This is a genomic window from Paenibacillus sp. LHD-117 (assembly GCF_030929555.1).
GTDB lineage: Bacteria > Bacillota > Bacilli > Paenibacillales > Paenibacillaceae > Pristimantibacillus.
Map to the genome: position 1 here is coordinate 138280 of NZ_JAVFVT010000011.1, position 20410 is coordinate 158689.

Here is a 20410-nt window from a genome sequence, read left to right on the forward strand (position 1 = left end):
TTCCATTATCCCGGCAGTGTCGCCGGTAAGAAAGCAGCGAAGATGCTTCACCATCGTCTGCTGACCGGGGACGGCACTGCCAAACTGTGGCGTCAAGGCGGCGGACTTCGCAGTGCTTCATAACACGACGATGCCGGTCGTGTTGCTCGAGTGCGGCTTTATGACCAATTCGGCCGAAGTGGCACTGCTGATGACGGCGGCCTACCGCGCCGAGTGCTTTGCGAGCTGTACGGTGTGGCCTTTGTGCGAAAGACTCCACCGGCGCCGGTCAGCGACCAGGTAGATATCTGCGTCATCGGCAAGCTGCTGGAGCAGAAAGGCACGCTGAAGAACGGAGTGACGATGGTGCCGGTTCGGGCTGAAGCGGAGGCTCTAGGGGCTTCGGTACGGTGGGACGGGAATGTGCGAACTGTGTTAATCGAGGTAGAATAGACGAAAGCTCGCTGGCCGTGAGGGCTAGCGGGCTTTTTCAATTATTATCTTTCAGTACTTTAGGACTACCAAACTATTGGGAATGAGGTATGATTATAGGAACTTACTACTAAGGGAGATCATGGATTGTGGCGCGAAGAAGAAGGAAACAACAAGATCCGATACAAGGCTTGTTGATAATGCTAATGGCGTTATCACTGTATGGGTCGTATCAATTAACTGAGTCGCTTTTAGTTGGGTGTATTGCTGCTGGTTGTGTGCTTGGGGCATATGTTGCAATCATGATCATCATTAACCAGAAGCGAGCTGAACGTCTTAAGCGGTCGGGCATATCTGAAATCGATAAGATGGAAGGTAGGAGATTTGAACTTTACTTGGGTCATCTGTTCAAAGCGCATGGCTATTCGACCGAAGTGACCAAATCAGCCAGTGATTACGGCGCGGATTTGGTCATTACAAAAACCGGTAGAAAGATCGTGGTACAAGCGAAACGATACAGTAAAAACGTAGGCCTGAAGGCTGTGCAAGAAGTACATACCGCAATGAATCATTATGGAGCTGCAGAGGCGTGGGTCGTGACTAACGCAGATTATACGGAACAGGCGTACTCATTGGCCAAGTCAAATTGAGTTCGGTTGATAAACCGACAACAGCTTATAGAGATGATTTTGGTTTTAAATCCGGGGTCTTCTAAGATGCCGTCGGCAAAGGAGATTATCACACAACTAGTTGAAGAAACTGCTGAGAAGCCGTCTCGATCGGAAATCGATAACGACGAATGCCCGCGTTGTGGTTATATGCTGGTTAAAAGAAAGAGTAGTCGCGGCGAGTTCTACGGCTGCTCAAATTTTCCGAAATGCAGACATATCACCAAAATTACAGGATGAGAATGTAGAAAGCCTGCTGGCCGTGGTGGCTGGCAGGCTTTTTTAAAACCTTGAATACGAACTTATGTTCTTGTATTATTGATACTAAGTACAACGGTATCAGTTGTCACACATTTTTTAATATTGGATAACCTAAAAACCGTTGACCATGATAATATATGGTTATACAGGTACTAAGGAGGTGTTTTCCGTGGATCTTACAATTAAAATCATCAAGAACGTGCTGTTCATTTTGCCAGCTTTATTTGGAACGCATGTTTGGTTGTACGGAAAAAATCCAAAGTACTATTTTTTTGTGGTAAGGTTGTTTTCAAAATGGAGAGATACAACATGGGCAGTAAATGTTGATTTTAAACTCAGCACTGTCGACGGTGCATATATAAAAGTTGAAGATGTTTTTAAGGAATTGTACATAAATAACAGATATAAACGAGTAGTAAATATGAAAAACAAAAAAGTATATGAGTGTGGACTATTTAATATTATCGTTCAAGATGATTTTGATTCAGGTGTTTTATCTGAGAATAAATTAAACATTAGAATTGCTCAAATTAATGTAACCACCAATACTGCAGAAGAAAAATTAAGAGAACTTAGAGAATTTTTCAATAAGCTTTCACACGCTCTAGTTCCTGTGTCTCAGAGCTACCACCTCGATGTCCAATTTGAAAATGGGAAAAACCCCTTTTATGGATTAATGGTCCAACGGTTAGGTAGGGATAATGTACTACACTTTGAATGCGTTTTTCCTATCAGTGCTATAGTTCCAAAGAACAACGGCAACGACAGAAATCCACATTATTTGAGGATTTTCAAGGAAAAATTATGTATTAATGAGTCGTCATTTGATATACTGGAGGAGACTGCCAAAAGGGCGTTACTATTCAAATGACGGGGTGACTAAATGTTCAGTGTAAGTGTATTTGACGTTACACCATCCGAAGAAGCACAATTAACCGAGATAGTTCGGGAGGCCCAGCATTTTCAAGAAACTAAAAGGGTGAATGATTTTGATGAAACACTCGATACGTTTATTTTTGCAAATGAGACTTCACCTACTGGGTACCAGAACTATCGAATCGTAACGGATGAAGTGCTTGATTTTCGGGCAAGAGTTAAAGGTGACTTGATTGATCAAGTTATAAAGCAAGGTATGTATGAAATCTATTACCACCCGACCAAGCGCAGATTGGTTGCAATTTGCAAAAAAGAAGACGCATTTAAAGCGACTGGGATATTTGAAGTTCGTTTCCCGATGCAACTAGAGAAGCATAGATTCAATATTTTAGGGATCATTGCTGAGTCTGCAGATGTCAGAGGTGCGCGCTTTAACGTACAGATTGAAACAGTAACAGGGGTTTCTTTGAAAGGTTCAAACATCGATGGTACGCAATATTATACGAACATGCTTCAAGCTGGTAGTTTAACAGGCGTAATTGTTACATATGATCACTTTGATAGAACTATAACATTGAGAGTTTCTGTCGACGGCACTCTCTTATTTTATACAGCATTAGAGGAGTATGAGTGTTTGGACTTTATCGATATGCTGTATGACGTATAAGATCATTAAAAAGCTGACCACTTGGTCAGCTTTTTTTTACCTTGCACTCCGAACATCTGTTTGCATATAATGAGAACATACATTCGTATTCGAGGTGATCATGGTGGAGGAATTTATCGGTAAAGTCGTGCAGCTCATATATAACGATAGGCGGCGAAAGGTGACGATTCGAGACGTCCGCGTGTTGGCCATCAAGGATGGCCGCATGAAAGCACGTTGCTTCTCCGCCGGCGCCGTTCGCATATTTGATGTTGACAATATCGTGGATGTGGAGGAGGTGCGGCGCCGTGGAACAGCGTAAGAAGCTCGAAGGTAACGGGATGTGGGAATCGTCTAGGATGAGCTTCCAGAGCATAGGCAAGCTCTCAATGCCTGGTCGGCTAAGTCTAAGGAACGCTCACGTATCGAGCTGGACGACCAAGAGCTCGAGGCCATTGGCCGCCGGCTGACGGAGTCACACCAGCTGCGAGTGCTCGTAACGGTCAAGATGTATCATCCAACGGAGGAACTGCAGATCGTCGGCATGGTGGATCGGATCGATCGGCAGCGTGGTCGCTTTATGGTTAACGGGGATTGGTACGCGCTTGGTGATATTGAGGGTGTTGTCGACGTTGACTGACCATAATCGGAAGGTGAAGTTTCTTGAACCTGAAATACGAATCTGGATGATTGAATGGGCAAAGCGATTCGACCCAGAAATCGTTAAGCGAATTGAAGAATCCGATGATGCCCTGAAAGAATACATCGCAGATTTCATAAAACGAGGAGGCGGTTTTCACGTGGCAAAAGATAAAGGGCCCAAAAGACCGACCAGGGATGAGTATGTGCTAGAGGAATTAGGTGAGCGACTAGTAGAGGCGCAGCAAGAAGAATCAACGGTGCAATTGGAAATCTGGTATCAGAAATTCGTTGTCGGTAAAATTGTGAAGATGGACTCAAGAACAAAAACGATTCATGTCCAGCAAAATAATGGTGAAACTGAGAAAGTACCGTTTATGGACATTATGAAGGTGGATAATAATTAGGGTTTCGAGATGTCTGTTATGAAGGTAACTAATGGAGTATGTCGAATACATTCGCAAGGAGAGTGGTTCGATGTCGATCGTAAATAGATATTTTGGAGAAAACGTAGTGGTCAAGCTGGACAATGGTGAGACACATCAAGGGATTTTGGAGGATGTTATAGAACCGGAGATCGTTGGATACGTGAGAATTTCAGACGGGAACGAGACGGTTCTGATCCCGGAGAATCAGATCGAGGATATCAAGCCGGCAATATTGAATTGAGAAAGAGCCGTATGGGAAAGTATCCTTGCGGCTCTTCTGTATTTTTTATCCCGCTCATCGACTACATTTATATAGGAAGAGAAATCGGGTAACATAATTGAAACTGCCCACAGGATGACCACAATCGAAACCTTTTTGTAGGTTGTTCTAAATGATCTTCACTTATCAAAACCATTGATTTATCTGCATTTTACCACCCCTAAAATTATCTAAATTTCATGTACTTTTAAGTTTGTTTTAAGGTAGAATGTGCATGATAGAAGTAACAAATGAATCATTTACTTGCATTCGAGTATGAGCATTGGGATGGAGGAGAACGCACATGGATGATCAAAACAACAAAAAGGGGTACGACGAATTTTTTTCTTCCGACAATAGGGAGCGTTCAGACGAATCGACAGATTCCGATAAAGTAACGGGCACGAACAATCAAGAAGCCAAACCGGCTTATTATTATTCTTACGGCCCGATGTCGAACGAGCCCCAGCAACCAACTACGCACGGATCTTCTGGAGCATCCTTATATGGTGACGGAACAAACGAGCCGGAGCCGGCAACGGAGCGATATCAAGCAAGCTCGGACGACCCGCAAACGCATGCGCAGCCTCCGCAGCTGAGACCGTTTGCTCCTTCGCAGAGCACGGGCAAAAACGGCTGGCAAGTGAAAGAGAAGAGAGGCGGCGCCTCCTTTAAGTCCGTATTCGTTTCCTTCTTGGCGGGGGTTATTGTGGTCGGCGGACTGATGTATACGGCCGATGTCCGCAATTGGTTCACGCCGAGCGAGACGGTATCGTCGCAATCCGAAACAAGCGGCGCAGGCAAATCAGCGGAGTCAAGCGGCTCTGGATCGGGCCTCTCTACGGTGGCGGCTCGTCCCGACAATATCGCGCAGCTGTTCGAAACGGCTAGCCCTGCCGTCGTGAAGATCGAAACGTACGCGAAGGCGCAAAGCCGGAGCGGCAGCGGAGGCAGCCTGCTGGACGATCCGTTCTTCCGCCAGTTCTTTGGCGATGATTATCCGGGTACGACGCCGGAGCAAGGACAGGAAGGGCAAGACAACCAGATGCAGCAGACAGGCATCGGAACGGGGTTCTTCTTTGAAGACACGGGTTACATTTTGACGAATCAGCATGTGATTGGCGAGGCGGACGAAATTCGGGTGACGGTGCAAGGCTACGACAAGCCGTTCACCGCCAAACTTCTGGGCTCCAGCTACGATCTCGACCTTGCGGTAGTGAAGGTGGAAGGCGACAAGGCGTTCCCAACGCTTCCGCTCGGCAGCTCCGACGACATTAACATCGGCGATTGGGTCGTCGCGATCGGCAACCCTTACGGCTTTGACCATACGGTTACGGTTGGCGTGCTAAGCGCCAAAGAAAGACCGATCGACATTCAAGACCAGCAAGGCGAGCGGAATTACAAGCATTTGCTCCAGACGGATGCATCGATTAACCCGGGCAACTCCGGCGGCCCGTTGCTGAACGTAAAGGGCGAAGTCGTCGGCATTAATACCGCGGTTAGCTCGCAAGCGCAAGGCATCGGCTTCGCCATCCCGACGAGCACGATTCAGGAAGTGCTGGACAGCCTGAAAAACAATACAGAGATTCCGAAAGAGCCTGCACCGTTCATCGGCGCGGAGCTATATGACATGACCGAGGACTTCGCGAAGCAGCTCGGCATCGAGAAGGCGGAAGGATCGCTCGTGAAGAGCGTATACTACAACTCGCCGGCTTACCTCGGCGACCTGAAGCAATTTGACGTCATTCTCGGCATCGACGGCAAGAAGCTGAATACGACCGCCGCTTTGATCGAAGAGATTCAGGCACGCAAGGTCGGCGACAAGGTGCAGTTCAATATTATCCGCCAAGGCAAAACGATGGATCTCCAAATCGAGATCGGAGACAAAAACAAGTTCGGAGTTACGGATAACGAATAGGCGCACAATGGAATGGTTGACCTCAAAAAGCGCAGAGCTTCAATCCTCTGCGTTTTTTGTTGTAACAGGAAGGGGATAGGATTTTGAGGCCTCATATTATGGTAGTAGACGACGACGAACGGATTATTTCGATGCTTCGGAGAAGCTTGGCTTTCGAAGGTTACGAGGTGACGACGGCATCGAATGGAGCGGAAGGACTGAAGACTCTGCTAGGCACTGATCCGGATTTGCTCATTCTGGACGTTATGATGCCGCAGATCGACGGATGGGAAGTATGCCGCCGCGTCAGGGAAGGCGGTAGCGCGGTGCCCATTCTCATGCTGACGGCGAAGGACGATATCTCCGATCGGGTCAAGGGACTCGATCTCGGTGCGGACGATTATTTGGTGAAGCCGTTCGCGCTGGAGGAGCTGTTGGCGCGGGCCAGGGCGCTGCTGCGCAGGAAGTCGGATAAACTGGAGGAAACGAGCAGCCAGCTGACGTTCGAGGATCTTGTGCTCGATATGGATGCGCGGGAGGCGATTCGCGGAGGACGGAGGATCGAGCTGACGTCCAAGGAATACGATCTGCTGTTGCTGTTCATGCAAAACCCGCGCCGCGTTCTGACGAGGGATGCGATCATGGAGAAGATTTGGGGCTTCGACTTCAGCGGCGAATCCAACGTGCTCGAGGTGTACATCGCGATGCTGCGCCAGAAGGTGGAGGAGGGCGGCGCGAGGCGCGTCATCCAGACCGTGCGCGGCACGGGGTACGTGTTAAGGGGAGAGGCGGGATAACGGCATGTCCATACGGCTTCGCCTTACTTTATGGTATTCGGGACTGCTGGCGGCGACGCTGCTTGTGTTCGGAGTTAGTTTGTATGTGTTCATGAATTGGAATACGTATAGCGACGTTAAGACTCAATTAAAAGCGACGAGCGATAGTCTCAGGCCAGGCGTTTATGGCAAAGTTCTGAACGGCAGGTTAACGCTCGATCTGGATTATCAATCAAGGTCGCAATTGGGTAGCGTTTTCGAGAAGGACATGTATTTGCAGCTCATCAACTATCAAGAAGGCCTTATTACACCTTCCGGCAATCTTAGAGATCTTGGCAATATATCGATTCCGTATCCAGATGCAACCTCCAATCCGAAGGAGGGTTTCGTCAGCACCTATGTCACGATCGGTAAAGCCAAATATAAAATGATGACGTACCAAGTGCCTCTTCCCTACGAGGGCAAGCTTATCGGATTGCTTCAAGTCGGCGCGTTCACCATTAATGAAGATAAGCAGATGAGCGGACTGCGCACGATCCTGATCTTTTTGTCGGTGGCCGTCGTGCTAATCGCATTCACCGTCGGCTTGCTCATCGCGCGCCAAGCGCTCAGGCCAATCGAGCGGGTCATCGTGGCGACGAGGCAGATCGAGAAGGGCTCGGACCTTAGCATGCGCATCCCGGAGGGCGGGCCGAAGGACGAGATCGGCACGCTTGTCGACACGCTTAACAAAATGTTGTCCCGTCTGGAGCTGGCGTACAACGAGCTCGACGATGCCTACAAGGTGCAGCGCCGGTTCGTGTCGGACGCGTCCCACGAGCTGAGGACGCCGCTTACGACCATTCGGGGCAACATCGATCTGCTCGAGAAGATGTGGAGCCGCGCGAAGGATCAAGACGGGGAAGCGGCTGCGGCCGGCTTAAGGCTAACGGCGGATCACTTCGACATGTCCAGCGAAGCAATGTCCGACATTTCGGCAGAAGCCAAAAGAATGAGCACGCTCGTGAACGATCTGCTTGCGCTTGCCCGTGCCGATGCCGGTTACGTGATGGAGAAGGAAAAACTCGACTTGCGGCAACTGACCGAGGAGGTTGTGAGACGCGCCGCCCTTCTGCCTCGTAATGCCGATTGGAAAGTCGGCGACCTGTCGAAGCTGCGGGAGGCGCCCGTGTACGGCAATCACGATTATTTGCAGCAGCTCCTGTTCATCTTCATTGAGAACGCGTTTAAGTATACGCCTTCGGGTTACGTTGAACTCAGTTCGATGCGAAGAGAGGGGCATGTCGGCTGGATGATCCGGGATACCGGCATCGGGATGAACCCGGATGAGATTCCCCACATATTCGATCGATTCTACCGGGCCGACGAATCGCGGGGCGTAACGGTCGGAACCGGCCTCGGATTGTCCATCGCCAAGTGGATTCTCGACGAACATCGTGGTTCCGTCGAAGTGACGACGCTCGAGAATGAAGGCACTACGTTCGTCATCTGGCTGCCGATAGACTTTAACCTGCGAGCGGATTCGTCTATAATAGTAGAAACGGACCGAGACGACGACTAGACTCGGGTGCGAGCAGGAAACGGGAGCGGTCCGCAGAAAGCAGGTGCAGCAGCATGGAAATCGTAAAAATTTCGCCGCGCGGCTATTGTTACGGCGTCGTCGACGCGATGGTTATCGCCTTGCAGACGGCCAAAAACTTGGAGCTGCCGCGGCCGATCTATATTCTCGGCATGATCGTTCATAACGCGCATGTGACGGAGGCGTTCGAGAAGGAAGGCGTCATTACGCTCGACGGCGCGAATCGCCTTGAGATCTTGGAGCAAATCGAGCAGGGCACGGTGATCTTCACGGCGCACGGCGTATCGCCCGAAGTGCGCGAACGCGCGCGGGCGAAGGGGCTGGCGGTCGTCGACGCGACTTGTCCGGATGTCACCAAGACGCATGATCTCATTCGAGAGAAAAGCGCGGAAGGCTATCATATTATTTATATCGGGAAGAAGGGCCATCCCGAGCCGGAAGGCGCCATCGGCGTCGCGCCCGATCTCGTTCACCTGATCGAGAGGGAAGAGGAGATCGAAGCGCTGCAGGTACCAGAGGGACGTGTCATCATTACGAATCAAACGACGATGTCGCAATGGGATATCCGCCTGATCATGCAGAAGCTTCGAGAGAAATACCCGCATGCGGAAATCCACAACGAGATTTGCCTCGCGACGCAGGTCCGTCAGGAAGCGGTAGCGGGCCAGGCCGGAGAAGCGCAGCTATGTATCGTCGTCGGTGACCCGCGCAGCAACAATTCCAATCGGCTGGCGCAAGTGTCGGAAGAAATTGCCGGCGTCAAAGCGTACAGAGTGGCGGACGTAAGCGAGATTAAGCGAGAGTGGCTTGAAGGACTTGATCGGGTGGCCGTTACTTCCGGCGCTTCCACCCCTACGCCGATCACGAAGGAAGTGATCGCGTACCTCGAGCAATACGATTATCGCGATCCATCCACATGGGAAATCAAGCGGACGGTCAACATGAACAAACTTCTTCCGAACGTTCGCGTCAAGTCGGCGACGGACAACGAAAGCGCGGAATCGGCAGCGAAGTAATGCTATATATGGACCGCAATAAGGCGGCAGGGGACGACCAGATCTCTTGCTGCCTATTCGCGTTGTTCGCGCACTTGCACCGAGCGGGGAATGAAGGAAGAGCCCGGCTTCGGAGGCTTGTTCGTGATTGTTAAAAAAAACACATGGCAAAGGGTTGACTAGGACAAGTCTTTTCATGTATATTTACTTTAGTGGTTAAAAGCATAAAAGCTAAAAAGCCTAAAAGCATAAAAGCGCTAAAATGTGGCAAGCAGCAATGTTATAATCAATCAATTAAAATGTAAGTTCAAAAAGTTCGATTTTCAGCACCGAGAAGATTGGATACAACTAGAAATTGAGGAGCGGAGCGTAGCAGCGCTACGTGAGCACCTGCAATGTTTCCGGAGGAAACATACTTCGAAAGCATATGCTTGTTTCGGTTGGATTCAATATTCGATGTCGAATATGCTTCTCGAGAAACTTCGTGATCAAAATCGAACTTTTTTGAACAACCTTAAAAAAGGAGAGATGGCGATGATAGTTATTACGAAGAACAGCGTGACGGACGAGCGGATTGGGGAGATCGTCCGATACATCGAGAACGCGGGCGTGCAGGCTCACGTTTCCAAAGGAACGGACCGTACGGTCATCGGCATCATCGGCAAAGCGGAGCCGACGCTTGCCGAGCACCTGCGCTCCATGAAAGGTGTCGAGAACGTCATTAAGATTTCGAAATCCTACAAGCTTGCGAGCCGCGACTTCCATCCCGACGATACGGTGATCGATATTAAAGGCGTCAAGATCGGCGGGAGTAACCTCGTCATCATGGGCGGCCCGTGCGCCGTTGAATCGCCGGAACAGATCGACGAAATCGCAAGACTGGTTAAGGCGGCCGGCGGTCAAGTGCTTCGCGGCGGCGCTTTTAAGCCTAGAACGGGACCGTACAGCTTCCAAGGCGTAGGCGTGGAAGGGCTGATCATGATGGCGGAAGCCGGCAAGAAGCACGGCCTCCTCACGATCACGGAAGTCATGACGCCGGAATACGTGGATATTTGCGCGGAATACGCCGACATTCTCCAAGTGGGCACGCGCAACATGCAGAACTTCGATCTGCTGCGCAAGCTCGGAACGATTCAGACGCCAGTCTTGTTGAAACGGGGCTTCAGCTCAACCTACGACGAGTTCCTCAACGCCGCGGAATATATCCTCGCGGGAGGCAACCCGAACGTTATGTTATGCGAGCGAGGAATCCGAACGTTCGAAACTTACACGCGGAACACGCTGGACCTGTCCGCGATCCCGGTACTCCAATCTCTGAGCCATCTCCCTGTCATCTCCGACCCGAGCCACGGCACGGGCAGACGCGAATTGGTAGAGCCGATGTCGAAGGCATCGGTGGCCGCGGGTGCGAACGGGCTCATTATCGAGATGCATACGGACCCCGACAACTCGATGACGGGCGACGGCGTTCAGTCGCTGTTCCCGGATCAATTCGCGAAGCTGCTCAAAGAGCTTGAACAGCTGGCACCCCTTGTTGGGAAAGAGTTCCACACGGAGAAGGAGCCGGCGGAGGCATTCCTGGAATGGGTCAAATAACTTAATATGGATGCTCGGCCGACAAGGGCCGGGCATTCTTTTTTTGCCCGCAAATCCGAATTTGTGAACAGAAGTTCAAACTTGTAAGTATTCCTCACATAGCGATAAAAAATACCTTACATAACTATTGACGGAGAGGAAACGGTAGTTTTATAATAACGACAAGGTTTAGAGCAATTATTGAACGTTCGTCATTCAAACACAAGTAAATGTTCGGAAATGGAGGAAGTTTAGATGTCAGTTCAAAAGGTTTTGGATCAAATTAAAGAAAACAACATCCAGTTTGTAGATTTCCGTTTTATCAGCCTTGGCGGTGGCGCTCACCATATCACGTTGCCTGCTACAGAGGTGGACGCTGATACGTTCGTGAACGGCGTTGCTTTCGACGGTTCCTCGATCCCAGGTTTCCGCGGTATCGAAGAATCCGATATGGTTATGATGCCAGATACGGAATCCGTATTCGTAGATCCTTTTACAAGCCATCCAACTTTGAATGTGATGTGTAATATTTACACTCCAGACGGCAATCGCTACGAGCGCGATCCGCGCAGCATCGCACAGAAAGCCGAAGAATACCTGCAAACGACAGGTATCGGTACGGCAGCATTCTTTGCTCCTGAATCCGAATTCTTTATCTTCGATGATGTTCGTTACGAAAGCTCGATGAACACTTCCTTCTTCTCGGTTGATTCCGAAGAGGCGGCTTGGAACACGGCTCGCAAAGAAGAAGGCGGCAACCTGGGCTTCAAAATTCCGGTTAAAGGCGGTTACGTGCCAGTAGCTCCAGTGGATTCCCAGCAAGACATCCGCAGTGAGATGGTTCGCCTGATGCAAGAATCCGGTCTTCGCGTTGAGCGTCATCACCATGAAGTTGCAACTGCCGGCCAAGCCGAGATCAACTTCCGCTTCGACACGCTGACTAAAACAGCCGACAACCTTATGAAATACAAATATATTGTTCACAACGTAGCTCGCCAGTGGGGCAAAGTGGCAACATTCATGCCGAAACCGCTGTTCGGTGACAATGGAAGCGGCATGCACGTTCACACGTCGATCTTTAACGGCGACGAGCCATTGTTCTATGACAACAAAGAGTACGCGAACCTGAGCAAGATGGCTATGAGCTACATTGCTGGCGTACTGTACCACGCTCCGGCTCTGATCGCGATCACGAACCCAAGCACGAACTCGTTCAAGCGTCTGGTTCCTGGTTACGAAGCACCGGTTAACCTCGTATTCTCCAAAGGTAACCGTTCCGCGGCTGTTCGTATTCCAATCGCTGCCGTTACGCCAAAAGGCTGCCGCATCGAGTTCCGTACTCCGGACTCCACAGCTAACCCTTACCTCGCATTTGCGGCTATGCTGCTTGCAGGTCTTGACGGCATCAAGAAAGGTCTTGACCCGGTTGCTCTGGGCTACGGACCATTCGACAAAAACATCTACGAGCTTCCTGAAGAAGAGAAAAAAGAAATCCGCAGCGTTCCAGGCACCCTGGACGAAGCGCTTGACGCTCTTGAAGCTGATTCCGGCTTCTTGACGGAATCCGGCGTATTCACGCAAGATTTCATCGACAACTACGTTGCTCTGAAACGCCAAGAAGCAAAAGCCGTATCCATCCGCGTTCATCCGCATGAATACAGCCTATACTTCGGCTGCTAATCCAAATCGCTTAAATGAAACGAGCCCTTCGGGGCTCGTTTTTTTGCGTTGCCGATAAGCACTTTTAGGCATTCTACATGTCATTCGATTATGCCAAAAACCGAATAATCTATGAAGTTTCATTCATTTTGTTCGACTTTAACGTCGTTGGAGTACGATTTCACTTGATGCAGCGGGCCAAACTTGCTATCATAACCATATCATGTACAAAGCTGAGGGGTGGAGAGAAAGATGGCAAGAGCATTTAACTTTAACGCGGGTCCTGCGGCCATTCCGCTGGAAGTGCTGCAGCAAGCGGCGGAGCAATTCGTCGATTACCAAGGTGCGGGAATGTCGATCATGGAGATGTCCCACCGAAGCGCGTTGTACGAAGGCGTCAATAACGAAGCACAGTCGTTGCTAAGAGAATTGTTCGGCGTACCGGACAATTACCAGGTTTTATTCCTCCAAGGCGGTGCCAGCACGCAATTCGCGATGCTGCCCATGAATTTGCTTAAGCCGGGACGTCCTGCCGCTTACGTGAAGACGGGCGCATGGGCGGATAAGGCGATCAAGGAAGCGAAGCTGATCGGAGACACGGTGGTTGCGGCTTCGACGGAAGCAGACAGCTATATGAGAATGCCGGAAGTGGCGGAAATAATTGTTCCTTCGAACGCTTCCTATCTCCACTTGACTTCGAACGAAACGATCGGCGGCACGCAGTTCCATGAGTTCCCGGACACCGGCGATATTCCGCTCGTGGCCGACATGTCGAGCGATATTCTTAGCAGGCCTATCGACGTCAGCAAATTCGGCGTCATCTATGCCGGCGCTCAGAAGAACCTTGGTCCTTCCGGCGTAACGGTTGTCATTATTCGTGACGATCTGGTCCAGGAAAGCCCGAAGACGATTCCGGCCATGTTCCGTTACGATACGCATGCGAAGAGCAGCTCGCTTTATAATACGCCGCCATCCTTCTCGGTTTATATGGTTAGCCTGGTTCTGAAGTGGATTCAAGCCAAAGGCGGAGTCGCTCAGATGGAGCAATACAACCGCGACAAGACGAAGCTGATTTATGACGCGATCGACCTGAGCGGCGGTTTCTACAGAGGCTGCGCGCAGCCGCAGAGCCGTTCCCTCATGAACATCACGTTCCGACTCGGAAGCGAGGAGCTGGAGAAGCTGTTCGTGAAGCAATCCGAAGCGGAAGGTTTCGTAGGGCTCAAAGGACATCGCGACGTCGGCGGCTTGCGTGCATCGACTTATAATGCCGTGCCGCTGGAAAGCTGCGAGGCGCTCGCCCAGTTTATGGCCGACTTCCAGAAACGCAACGGGTGATTATGTAAATGCGTGTTCAAAAAGTCCGGTTTTCAGCACCGGACAACCTCTATTACATCAAAAGCGCCCTCTCCCTGGGATTCCGGAGGAGAGGGCGCTTCTGTAGCGAGTGAATGGAATTGCTTACGCGAGCGATGACGTTTCGCTTAAGGATGGGCCGTTCAATTTGTACCCGACGTTGCGCACGGTCGTAATATATTCCGGCGTTCTTGCGTTCTTCTCGATCTTGTCGCGCAGATGGCTGATATGAACGTCCACGATCCGCGTATCGCCGAGGAAATGATAGTCCCATACGCCATGAAGCAACTGTTGGCGGCTGAGCACCTTGCCTCTATGCTTGCAGAGGAAGAGCAGCAGTTCAAATTCCTTTGGCGTGAGCTCGATAAGCTTGCCGTCGAGCAGCACTTCGCGTTGATCCGCAAGCACGTTCAGCCTGCCGATCGTATAGATCGTCTCGTCCGATGTGCCAGGCAGCGTCTGCAAGCGGCGGAATAACGCGCCGATGCGGGATATGAGCTCCTGCGGGCTAAACGGTTTCGTCATATAATCGTCGGCGCCGTTGTCCAGACCCGCGATTTTGTCGGTGACGTCCTGCAGCGCCGTTAACATAATGATCGGTACGGCATTGTTTTGTTTGCGAAGTTCCCTGCAAACCTGAATGCCATCCATTTTGGGCAACATAAGATCGAGAACGATGAGATCGGGACGGAAAGGCTTGAGCAGATCGAATACCGCTTCGCCATCGCTGACGCATCGGACATCGTACCCGGCAAGCTTTAAATTGAACTCGATTAACATGGAGATAGATGGTTCGTCATCTACGACCAGTATTTTTTTTCGCATCAATTTGTCTCCTTTGCCTCCAATTATAGTACCATTATGAAGGGAGACATTTCGCTTAAGATTAACGGTACGTTAAGCGAATGTTAAATCATAACAAGATCATGGACAAAAGATAGGAGTTTTGCCTTTATGGCGTTTCACATTGTATTGGTTGAGCCGGAAATTCCGGCGAACACGGGCAACATCTCCAGAACGTGCGCGGCAACGGGAACGATTCTGCATTTGGTCAGGCCGCTCGGCTTCGATACGGACGACAAGACGCTGAAGCGTGCCGGGCTCGATTATTGGCATTCCGTGCAAATCATGTACCACGATTCGTTCCGGGAAGTACAAGAGCTGTACCCGGAAGGACGGTTTTTCTTCGCCAGCACGCGGGCGACGAAGCTGTACACGGATTTCCGGTTCGAGGATGGAGACTTCTTCGTATTCGGGAAGGAAACCAAAGGACTTCCGCAGCAATTGATCGATGACAATCTCGAAACTTGCATGCGCATGCCGATGAGAACGGATCATGTCAGATCCCTAAATTTGTCAAATTCAGCCGCAATTGTAATATATGAAGCGTTGCGTCAAAACAATTTCGATGGTTTGGTTTAATTATTCGAAAATTCCAACTTAATTTATGCGGGAGGAAATTGTCATTTATCGTCGAATGTGTAGAATTGCATAAGAAAAACTTCTTACAGAAGTCTTTCGAGGAAGAGTGACCGCATTTAAGGTTGTTTTTATCGCCCAATCGAATTTATGTTTCCGATATCCTTGGACAACGTATTAATTCTATCGAGGCAAACAAAGGTTTCTCATTACTGCAAATTCAGGCACAAAAGAGGTGAAACTTGATGAAACCAGCTGGAGTGGTAAGAAAGGTGGACCAACTTGGCCGCATCGTGCTTCCGAAATCATTGCGCAAACGTTACTTGATGAACGAGGGAGATCCTGTCGAAATTTTCGTCCAAGGCGATCACATCATTCTAGAACGTTACCGCCCTAAGTGCGTGTTCTGCGGATCGATGAACGAGGTTCATGAATTTAAGGAAAGATACGTTTGCGGTGAATGTATGGGAGAAATGGGCTTTCTTAAACGATAGCCGCAAGCGGTGAGGCGACCGGTCAAGGGGATCGGAAGCGAACAAACGACATGAAGCTTCTGCGCCAAGTCCAACTTGGTTCAGAAGCTTCATTCGTACTTCGTAAGTATGGAGGCTACTGTATTATAGCCCGCTTGTTTTGTCGTCGTTGTACGAGCTCGTCAAGATTGCGACTATAAACAACACAAACACCGTCATTACGATCCAAAAGTTCAATCCAAGCATTCCATCGACACCTCCAATTAGCTATAGATATTATAACCAACAGTTGCGAAAAAGAAAACTTTAAAAGTTGTGAACACATTGTTAACATAGAGGATATGAGTATTGTAGAAATCCATCGCATGATGCCGGAGAGGAGCAAGACCATGGAATACCGTTTTTCGACAAATGTAGCGAATTTAAAATCATCCGCCGTTCGCGACATCCTTAAGCTTACGCAAGGACAGGATATGATCTCGTTCGCAGGCGGATTGCCTGCTGAAGAGCTGTTCCCGGTTCAAGCCGTCAGAGAAGCAGCAGATCGCGTGTTCTCGGCGGGAACGGGCGCGCTTCAATACGGGCTCACGGAAGGGTTCCATCCTTTGCGCGAGCAGCTGTGCGGAAGAATGGCGGCCAAAGGAATGAAGGTCGCGCCCGAAGAAATGATTTTGACGACGGGCTCCCAGCAAGCGATCGACTTGTTGATCGGCGTGCTAACGGAGCCGGGCGATACGGTGCTGGTGGAGAAGCCGACTTACTTGGCAAGCCTGCAAGTATTCGCGTTGCATGGCCTTAAAGTGGTCGCGGCGGATTCCGACGAATTCGGCATGATTCCGGAAGCGGCGGAAGAGCTGATCAAGCAGCATGGGCCAAAGCTGATGTACGCCGTCCCTACGTTCGGCAACCCGACGGGCCGCGTATGGAGCGAAGAGCGCCGGAAGCGGATGCTCGAGCTTTGCAAGCAGAACGGCATGCTCGTCATCGAAGACGATCCTTACGGGGACATCAAATTCGAGCAAGGGGAACATTATTCGACGTTGTTCTCGCTGGCGGGGGGAGCGCAGGACAACCCTGTCATCTACACAAGCACGTTCTCCAAAACGGTGGCGCCTGCCCTGCGTACCGGCTGGGCGATCGGCGACAGTCGGGTCATCCGCATGATGGCCAAGGCGAAGCAAGCGGCGGATCTTCACTCCAGCACGATGGATCAGCAAATTCTGAGCCAACTGCTAAGCGGCTTCGATCTTGATGCTCATATCTCGGTCATATCCAAAGAGTACGGGGATCGCATGCGCGAAATGCACGGGCTGCTTATGCAGAAGGGGCTGCCCGATATGTCCTGGCTGAAACCGAAGGGCGGCATGTTCTTATGGGTCGAGCTGCCGGAAGGGCTGGACGCCGAAGCGCTGCTTCGGTGCGCGGTAGGGAAAGGCGTGGCGTTCGTGCCGGGCGTCTCCTTCTACGCGAATGAACCGAAGCGCAACACGGCGCGCCTGAACTTCACGCATAACAAGGGAGCCCGGACGATTCAAGGGGTGGAGAGGTTCGTCGAAGCGATCGGCGAATTCACGGTTCGAAGTTAGTCTCGGAGATCCAACGCGACAAGACGTCTCCGTACTGCGCTAGCGCGTTTTCGCCTTGGGGCTGCAACGCGTACTTGCCGCGTTCGATCCGGCGAAACCAGCCGTAATGGTTTTCACGCATCATCTGGCCGCTTCGGCTAAAGCCGGTTTTCGCTGCTACGTCCTTCGGCGCGGAAGGGCCACTTGCTTGAAGCACGTAGGCGCAGCGGAGCGCCTTCTCCCGATAGGCGGTGACAAGCTTACGGCCGGCGGAGCCGCCGACGTTATAATCGCCGCTTCGCTCCTTGAATTCCGTAAGCAGCCGTTCTCGCTTCCGATGCCTGGCGCCTCGGATCGGCGGTTCGCCGGGCTCGCATAACATCTCGATGACGGGTGCCTTCGTTTTGTAGAAGGTTACGGTCATGAGACCAAGGCCGAGCATGCGGCATAGCTCCGTTAAGTCACCGAAACGCTGGTTATGGGCGCCGCTTTTTTTGCGGTTCCGCTCCACGGCCAGCACGACGTCCGCATTCAAGCGAAGACGTTCAATCCCTTGCAGCAGCAAGGCGAGATTGAACGTCTTTTTCATTTCGACAATGACCGTCTCGTTTCGCTCCGGGTGTACGGCGACCATGTCGCAATGCATGACCTCGCTTTTTACGGTAAACCCTCTAGCCTCGTAATAACGTTTGATGGGAGAGTAAAGCTCTTCTTCCTTTAATACTGCCAATATTACCCAACTCCTTCTGACGATGAACGGGCATTCCATGTCTCTCCATTATAACAGCGGCCAAGGACGGCTTGTCGATTTTTTGCGAGCCTCCGAATAAAATTAGTGGTCAATTTATGGGTGGAATAAGCATAGGTATTTAATACTTCACAAAAAGTTGGACCTCAAGGCCACAGGTTGGAATGAATCCCGAGCGGAGAAGGAATAGCGGAGATTGGAAGCGATGGGAGGAGACACGGCATGGACATTTTCAAACGAATATCCGAATACCAAGCGGAAGGCGAAAGGCTGGCATGGACAGGGAGCTTCAAAGAATACGTAGAGCGACTGAGGCAGGACCCCTCCCCGGCTATGACCGCGCATGCGCGGGTGTACGAGATGATCGAATCGTATGGGGTCGAGGATGTCGGCGGGCGCAAGTCGTACAAATTTTTCGAGCAGGAGATATTCGGCTTGGATCGCGCGGTCGAGAAGCTGGTAGAGGAATACTTCCACTCTGCTGCTCGCAGATTGGACGTTCGGAAACGGATTCTGCTGCTAATGGGACCGGTCAGCGGCGGCAAATCGACGATCGTTACGATGTTGAAGAAAGGACTCGAAAGATACTCGCGAACGCAGCGTGGCGCCGTCTATTCGATTAAAGGCTGTCCGATGCATGAAGATCCGCTCCATCTCATCCCTCACGAGCTGAGGCGGGAGATCGAGAAGGAGCTGGGGGTCCGGATCGAGGGCAATCTCTGCCCGTCCTGCCAGATGAGGCTCCAGACGGAATACGGCGGCCAGATCGAAAGCGTACTTGTGGAACGCGTGTTTATATCGGAAGACAATCGCGTCGGCATCGGTACGTTCAGCCCTTCGGATCCGAAGTCGCAGGATATCGCCGATCTGACGGGAAGCATCGACTTCTCCACGATTACGGAGTACGGATCGGAATCGGACCCGCGCGCGTATCGGTTCGACGGGGAGCTGAACAAGGCGAACCGCGGACTCATGGAGTTCCAGGAGATGCTCAAGTGCGACGAGAAGTTTCTTTGGAACTTGCTCTCGCTGACGCAGGAAGGCAACTTCAAAGCGGGGCGGTTCGCGCTCATCAGCGCGGATGAGCTTATTATCGCCCATACGAACGAATCGGAGTATAAGGCGTTCATCAGCAACAAGAAAAACGAAGCGCTGCAATCCAGGATGATCGTCATGCCAATTCCTTACAACCTGAAGGTATCGGAAGAAGAAAAAATTTACGACAAGCTGATCTCCCAGAGCGATATGAGGCATATTCATATCGCGCCGCATGCCCTGAAGTCGGCAGCGATCTTCTCGATTCTGACCAGGCTGAAGGAAACGAAGAAACAAGGCATGGATTTGGTCAAGAAGATGAGAATGTACGACGGCCAGGAGGTCGAAGGGTTCAAGGAAGCGGATCTGAAGGAAATGCAGAGCGAATATGTCGAAGAAGGCATGTCGGGCATTGATCCCCGTTATGTCATCAACCGGATATCGAGCGCTCTCATCAAGCAGGATATGCAGTGCATTAACGCGCTCGACGTGCTTCGCGCCTTGAAAGACGGACTCGACCAGCATCCGTCCATCACGAAGGAAGAGCGAGAACGGTACTTAAACTTTATTTCCATCGCGCGCAAGGAGTATGACGGCCTTGCCAAGAAGGAAATCCAGAAGGCATTCGTCTATTCCTTCGAGGAGTCTGCTCGGACGTTATTCGAGAATTACCTGGACAATATCGAGGCGTATTGCAACTGGGCGAAAATCAAGGATCCGCTGACCGGCGAGGAACTGGATCCGGATGAGCGCCTCATGCGCTCTATCGAGGAGCAGATCGGCGTTTCTGAAAACGCGAAGAAGGCGTTCCGCGAAGAAATTCTGATTCGGATATCGTCATACTCGCGCAAAGGGAAAAAGTTCGACTTCACGAGCCACGAGCGGCTTCGCGAAGCGGTGGAGAAAAAGCTGTTCACCGACCTAAAGGATATCGTCAAAATTACGACGTCGACGAAGACGCCGGACGAAAGCCAGCTGAAGCGGATCAACGAGGTGACGAAGCGGCTGATCGACGAGCATTTGTATTGCCCCGTATGCGCCAACGAGCTTCTAAGGTACGTTGGCAGCTTGCTTAACCGGTAACCAATCGGGCGGACGTTCGTCCTGCTTGTAAGTAATGCATACGAGAATTCGAGGCCTTTACC

At 50.9% G+C, this 20410-nt stretch carries 23 protein-coding genes; 21 read left to right on the forward strand and 2 right to left on the reverse strand.

Features of this window, described 5'->3' with window-relative positions:
* Nucleotides 1–76: 76 nt before the first annotated feature.
* The 17 genes from RB620_RS10840 to serC all read left to right on the forward strand — a co-directional run bounded on the left by RB620_RS10840 (nucleotide 77) and on the right by serC (nucleotide 14007).
* Nucleotides 77–283, forward strand: a complete 207-nt coding sequence (locus RB620_RS10840) for an N-acetylmuramoyl-L-alanine amidase family protein (RefSeq protein ID WP_308094265.1) — start codon at nucleotides 77–79, stop codon at nucleotides 281–283.
* Complete coding sequence (locus tag RB620_RS10845; protein WP_308094192.1) at nucleotides 244–432, forward strand: stalk domain-containing protein; 189 nt, start codon at nucleotides 244–246, stop codon at nucleotides 430–432. The genes RB620_RS10840 and RB620_RS10845 overlap by 40 nt, the downstream gene beginning before the upstream one ends.
* 128 nt (nucleotides 433–560) lie before the next feature.
* Complete coding sequence (locus tag RB620_RS10850; RefSeq protein ID WP_308094194.1) at nucleotides 561–1061, forward strand: restriction endonuclease; 501 nt, start codon at nucleotides 561–563, stop codon at nucleotides 1059–1061.
* A 66-nt stretch (nucleotides 1062–1127) separates the two neighbouring features.
* Nucleotides 1128–1319 (forward strand): topoisomerase DNA-binding C4 zinc finger domain-containing protein, encoded by a 192-nt coding sequence (locus RB620_RS10855; protein WP_308094195.1) that lies wholly within the window; start codon nucleotides 1128–1130, stop codon nucleotides 1317–1319.
* A gap of 190 nt (nucleotides 1320–1509) precedes the next feature.
* Nucleotides 1510–2211: a hypothetical protein gene (locus tag RB620_RS10860; RefSeq protein WP_308094196.1), complete on the forward strand. Its 702-nt coding sequence runs from the start codon at nucleotides 1510–1512 to the stop codon at nucleotides 2209–2211.
* A 12-nt stretch (nucleotides 2212–2223) separates the two neighbouring features.
* The gene (locus RB620_RS10865) at nucleotides 2224–2883 is read left to right on the forward strand and encodes a hypothetical protein (protein WP_308094197.1); all 660 of its coding nucleotides are present in this window, start codon (nucleotides 2224–2226) and stop codon (nucleotides 2881–2883) included.
* 100 nt (nucleotides 2884–2983) lie between these two features.
* Nucleotides 2984–3184 (forward strand): hypothetical protein, encoded by a 201-nt coding sequence (locus RB620_RS10870; protein ID WP_308094198.1) that lies wholly within the window; start codon nucleotides 2984–2986, stop codon nucleotides 3182–3184.
* 102 nt (nucleotides 3185–3286) lie between these two features.
* Entirely contained in the window at nucleotides 3287–3502 is a 216-nt protein-coding gene (locus RB620_RS10875) for a YolD-like family protein (protein WP_308094267.1), read from the forward strand.
* A 160-nt stretch (nucleotides 3503–3662) separates the two neighbouring features.
* Nucleotides 3663–3908 carry a YolD-like family protein gene (locus tag RB620_RS10880; RefSeq protein WP_308094269.1) on the forward strand — a complete coding sequence of 82 codons (246 nt, stop codon included), beginning with the start codon at nucleotides 3663–3665 and terminating at the stop codon, nucleotides 3906–3908.
* A 70-nt stretch (nucleotides 3909–3978) separates the two neighbouring features.
* Nucleotides 3979–4170, forward strand: coding sequence for a hypothetical protein (locus tag RB620_RS10885; RefSeq protein ID WP_308094200.1), 192 nt, complete (start codon nucleotides 3979–3981; stop codon nucleotides 4168–4170).
* 322 nt (nucleotides 4171–4492) lie between these two features.
* The gene (locus RB620_RS10890; protein ID WP_308094202.1) at nucleotides 4493–6106 is read left to right on the forward strand and encodes a trypsin-like peptidase domain-containing protein; all 1614 of its coding nucleotides are present in this window, start codon (nucleotides 4493–4495) and stop codon (nucleotides 6104–6106) included.
* An 83-nt stretch (nucleotides 6107–6189) separates the two neighbouring features.
* Nucleotides 6190–6882 (forward strand): response regulator transcription factor, encoded by a 693-nt coding sequence (locus RB620_RS10895; RefSeq protein ID WP_308094204.1) that lies wholly within the window; start codon nucleotides 6190–6192, stop codon nucleotides 6880–6882.
* 4 nt (nucleotides 6883–6886) lie between these two features.
* Entirely contained in the window at nucleotides 6887–8422 is a 1536-nt protein-coding gene (locus RB620_RS10900) for a sensor histidine kinase (protein WP_308094206.1), read from the forward strand.
* A gap of 53 nt (nucleotides 8423–8475) precedes the next feature.
* Nucleotides 8476–9456: a 4-hydroxy-3-methylbut-2-enyl diphosphate reductase gene (locus tag RB620_RS10905; RefSeq protein ID WP_308094208.1), complete on the forward strand. Its 981-nt coding sequence runs from the start codon at nucleotides 8476–8478 to the stop codon at nucleotides 9454–9456.
* A gap of 513 nt (nucleotides 9457–9969) precedes the next feature.
* Entirely contained in the window at nucleotides 9970–11031 is a 1062-nt protein-coding gene (aroF, locus tag RB620_RS10910) for a 3-deoxy-7-phosphoheptulonate synthase (protein ID WP_308094209.1), read from the forward strand.
* Between the two features lie 234 nt (nucleotides 11032–11265).
* On the forward strand, nucleotides 11266–12690 hold the full coding sequence (gene glnA / locus RB620_RS10915; protein WP_308094211.1) for a type I glutamate--ammonia ligase: 1425 nt from the start codon (nucleotides 11266–11268) through the stop codon (nucleotides 12688–12690).
* 231 nt (nucleotides 12691–12921) lie between these two features.
* Complete coding sequence (gene serC, locus RB620_RS10920) at nucleotides 12922–14007, forward strand: 3-phosphoserine/phosphohydroxythreonine transaminase (RefSeq protein ID WP_308094213.1); 1086 nt, start codon at nucleotides 12922–12924, stop codon at nucleotides 14005–14007.
* A 123-nt stretch (nucleotides 14008–14130) separates the two neighbouring features.
* Here serC and RB620_RS10925 read toward each other — a convergent pair whose 3' ends face one another.
* Complete coding sequence (locus RB620_RS10925) at nucleotides 14131–14850, reverse strand: response regulator transcription factor (RefSeq protein ID WP_308094215.1); 720 nt, start codon at nucleotides 14848–14850, stop codon at nucleotides 14131–14133.
* A gap of 129 nt (nucleotides 14851–14979) precedes the next feature.
* On the opposite strand from RB620_RS10925, the gene trmL reads away from it, so the two are divergent.
* The 3 genes from trmL (at nucleotide 14980) to RB620_RS10940 (ending at nucleotide 17503) form a co-directional block, all read left to right on the forward strand.
* Complete coding sequence (gene trmL, locus RB620_RS10930; protein WP_308094216.1) at nucleotides 14980–15447, forward strand: tRNA (uridine(34)/cytosine(34)/5-carboxymethylaminomethyluridine(34)-2'-O)-methyltransferase TrmL; 468 nt, start codon at nucleotides 14980–14982, stop codon at nucleotides 15445–15447.
* Nucleotides 15448–15689: 242 nt separating this feature from the next.
* Entirely contained in the window at nucleotides 15690–15938 is a 249-nt protein-coding gene (locus tag RB620_RS10935; protein WP_308094218.1) for an AbrB/MazE/SpoVT family DNA-binding domain-containing protein, read from the forward strand.
* 368 nt (nucleotides 15939–16306) lie between these two features.
* Nucleotides 16307–17503 carry an aminotransferase-like domain-containing protein gene (locus RB620_RS10940; RefSeq protein ID WP_308094220.1) on the forward strand — a complete coding sequence of 399 codons (1197 nt, stop codon included), beginning with the start codon at nucleotides 16307–16309 and terminating at the stop codon, nucleotides 17501–17503.
* Here the strand turns inward: RB620_RS10940 and RB620_RS10945 are convergent.
* Nucleotides 17487–18212 carry a DUF2161 family putative PD-(D/E)XK-type phosphodiesterase gene (locus RB620_RS10945; protein ID WP_308094224.1) on the reverse strand — a complete coding sequence of 242 codons (726 nt, stop codon included), beginning with the start codon at nucleotides 18210–18212 and terminating at the stop codon, nucleotides 17487–17489. The genes RB620_RS10940 and RB620_RS10945 overlap by 17 nt on opposite strands.
* A gap of 240 nt (nucleotides 18213–18452) precedes the next feature.
* On the opposite strand from RB620_RS10945, the gene RB620_RS10950 reads away from it, so the two are divergent.
* Nucleotides 18453–20348 carry a PrkA family serine protein kinase gene (locus RB620_RS10950; protein WP_308094225.1) on the forward strand — a complete coding sequence of 632 codons (1896 nt, stop codon included), beginning with the start codon at nucleotides 18453–18455 and terminating at the stop codon, nucleotides 20346–20348.
* Nucleotides 20349–20410 lie beyond the last annotated feature (62 nt).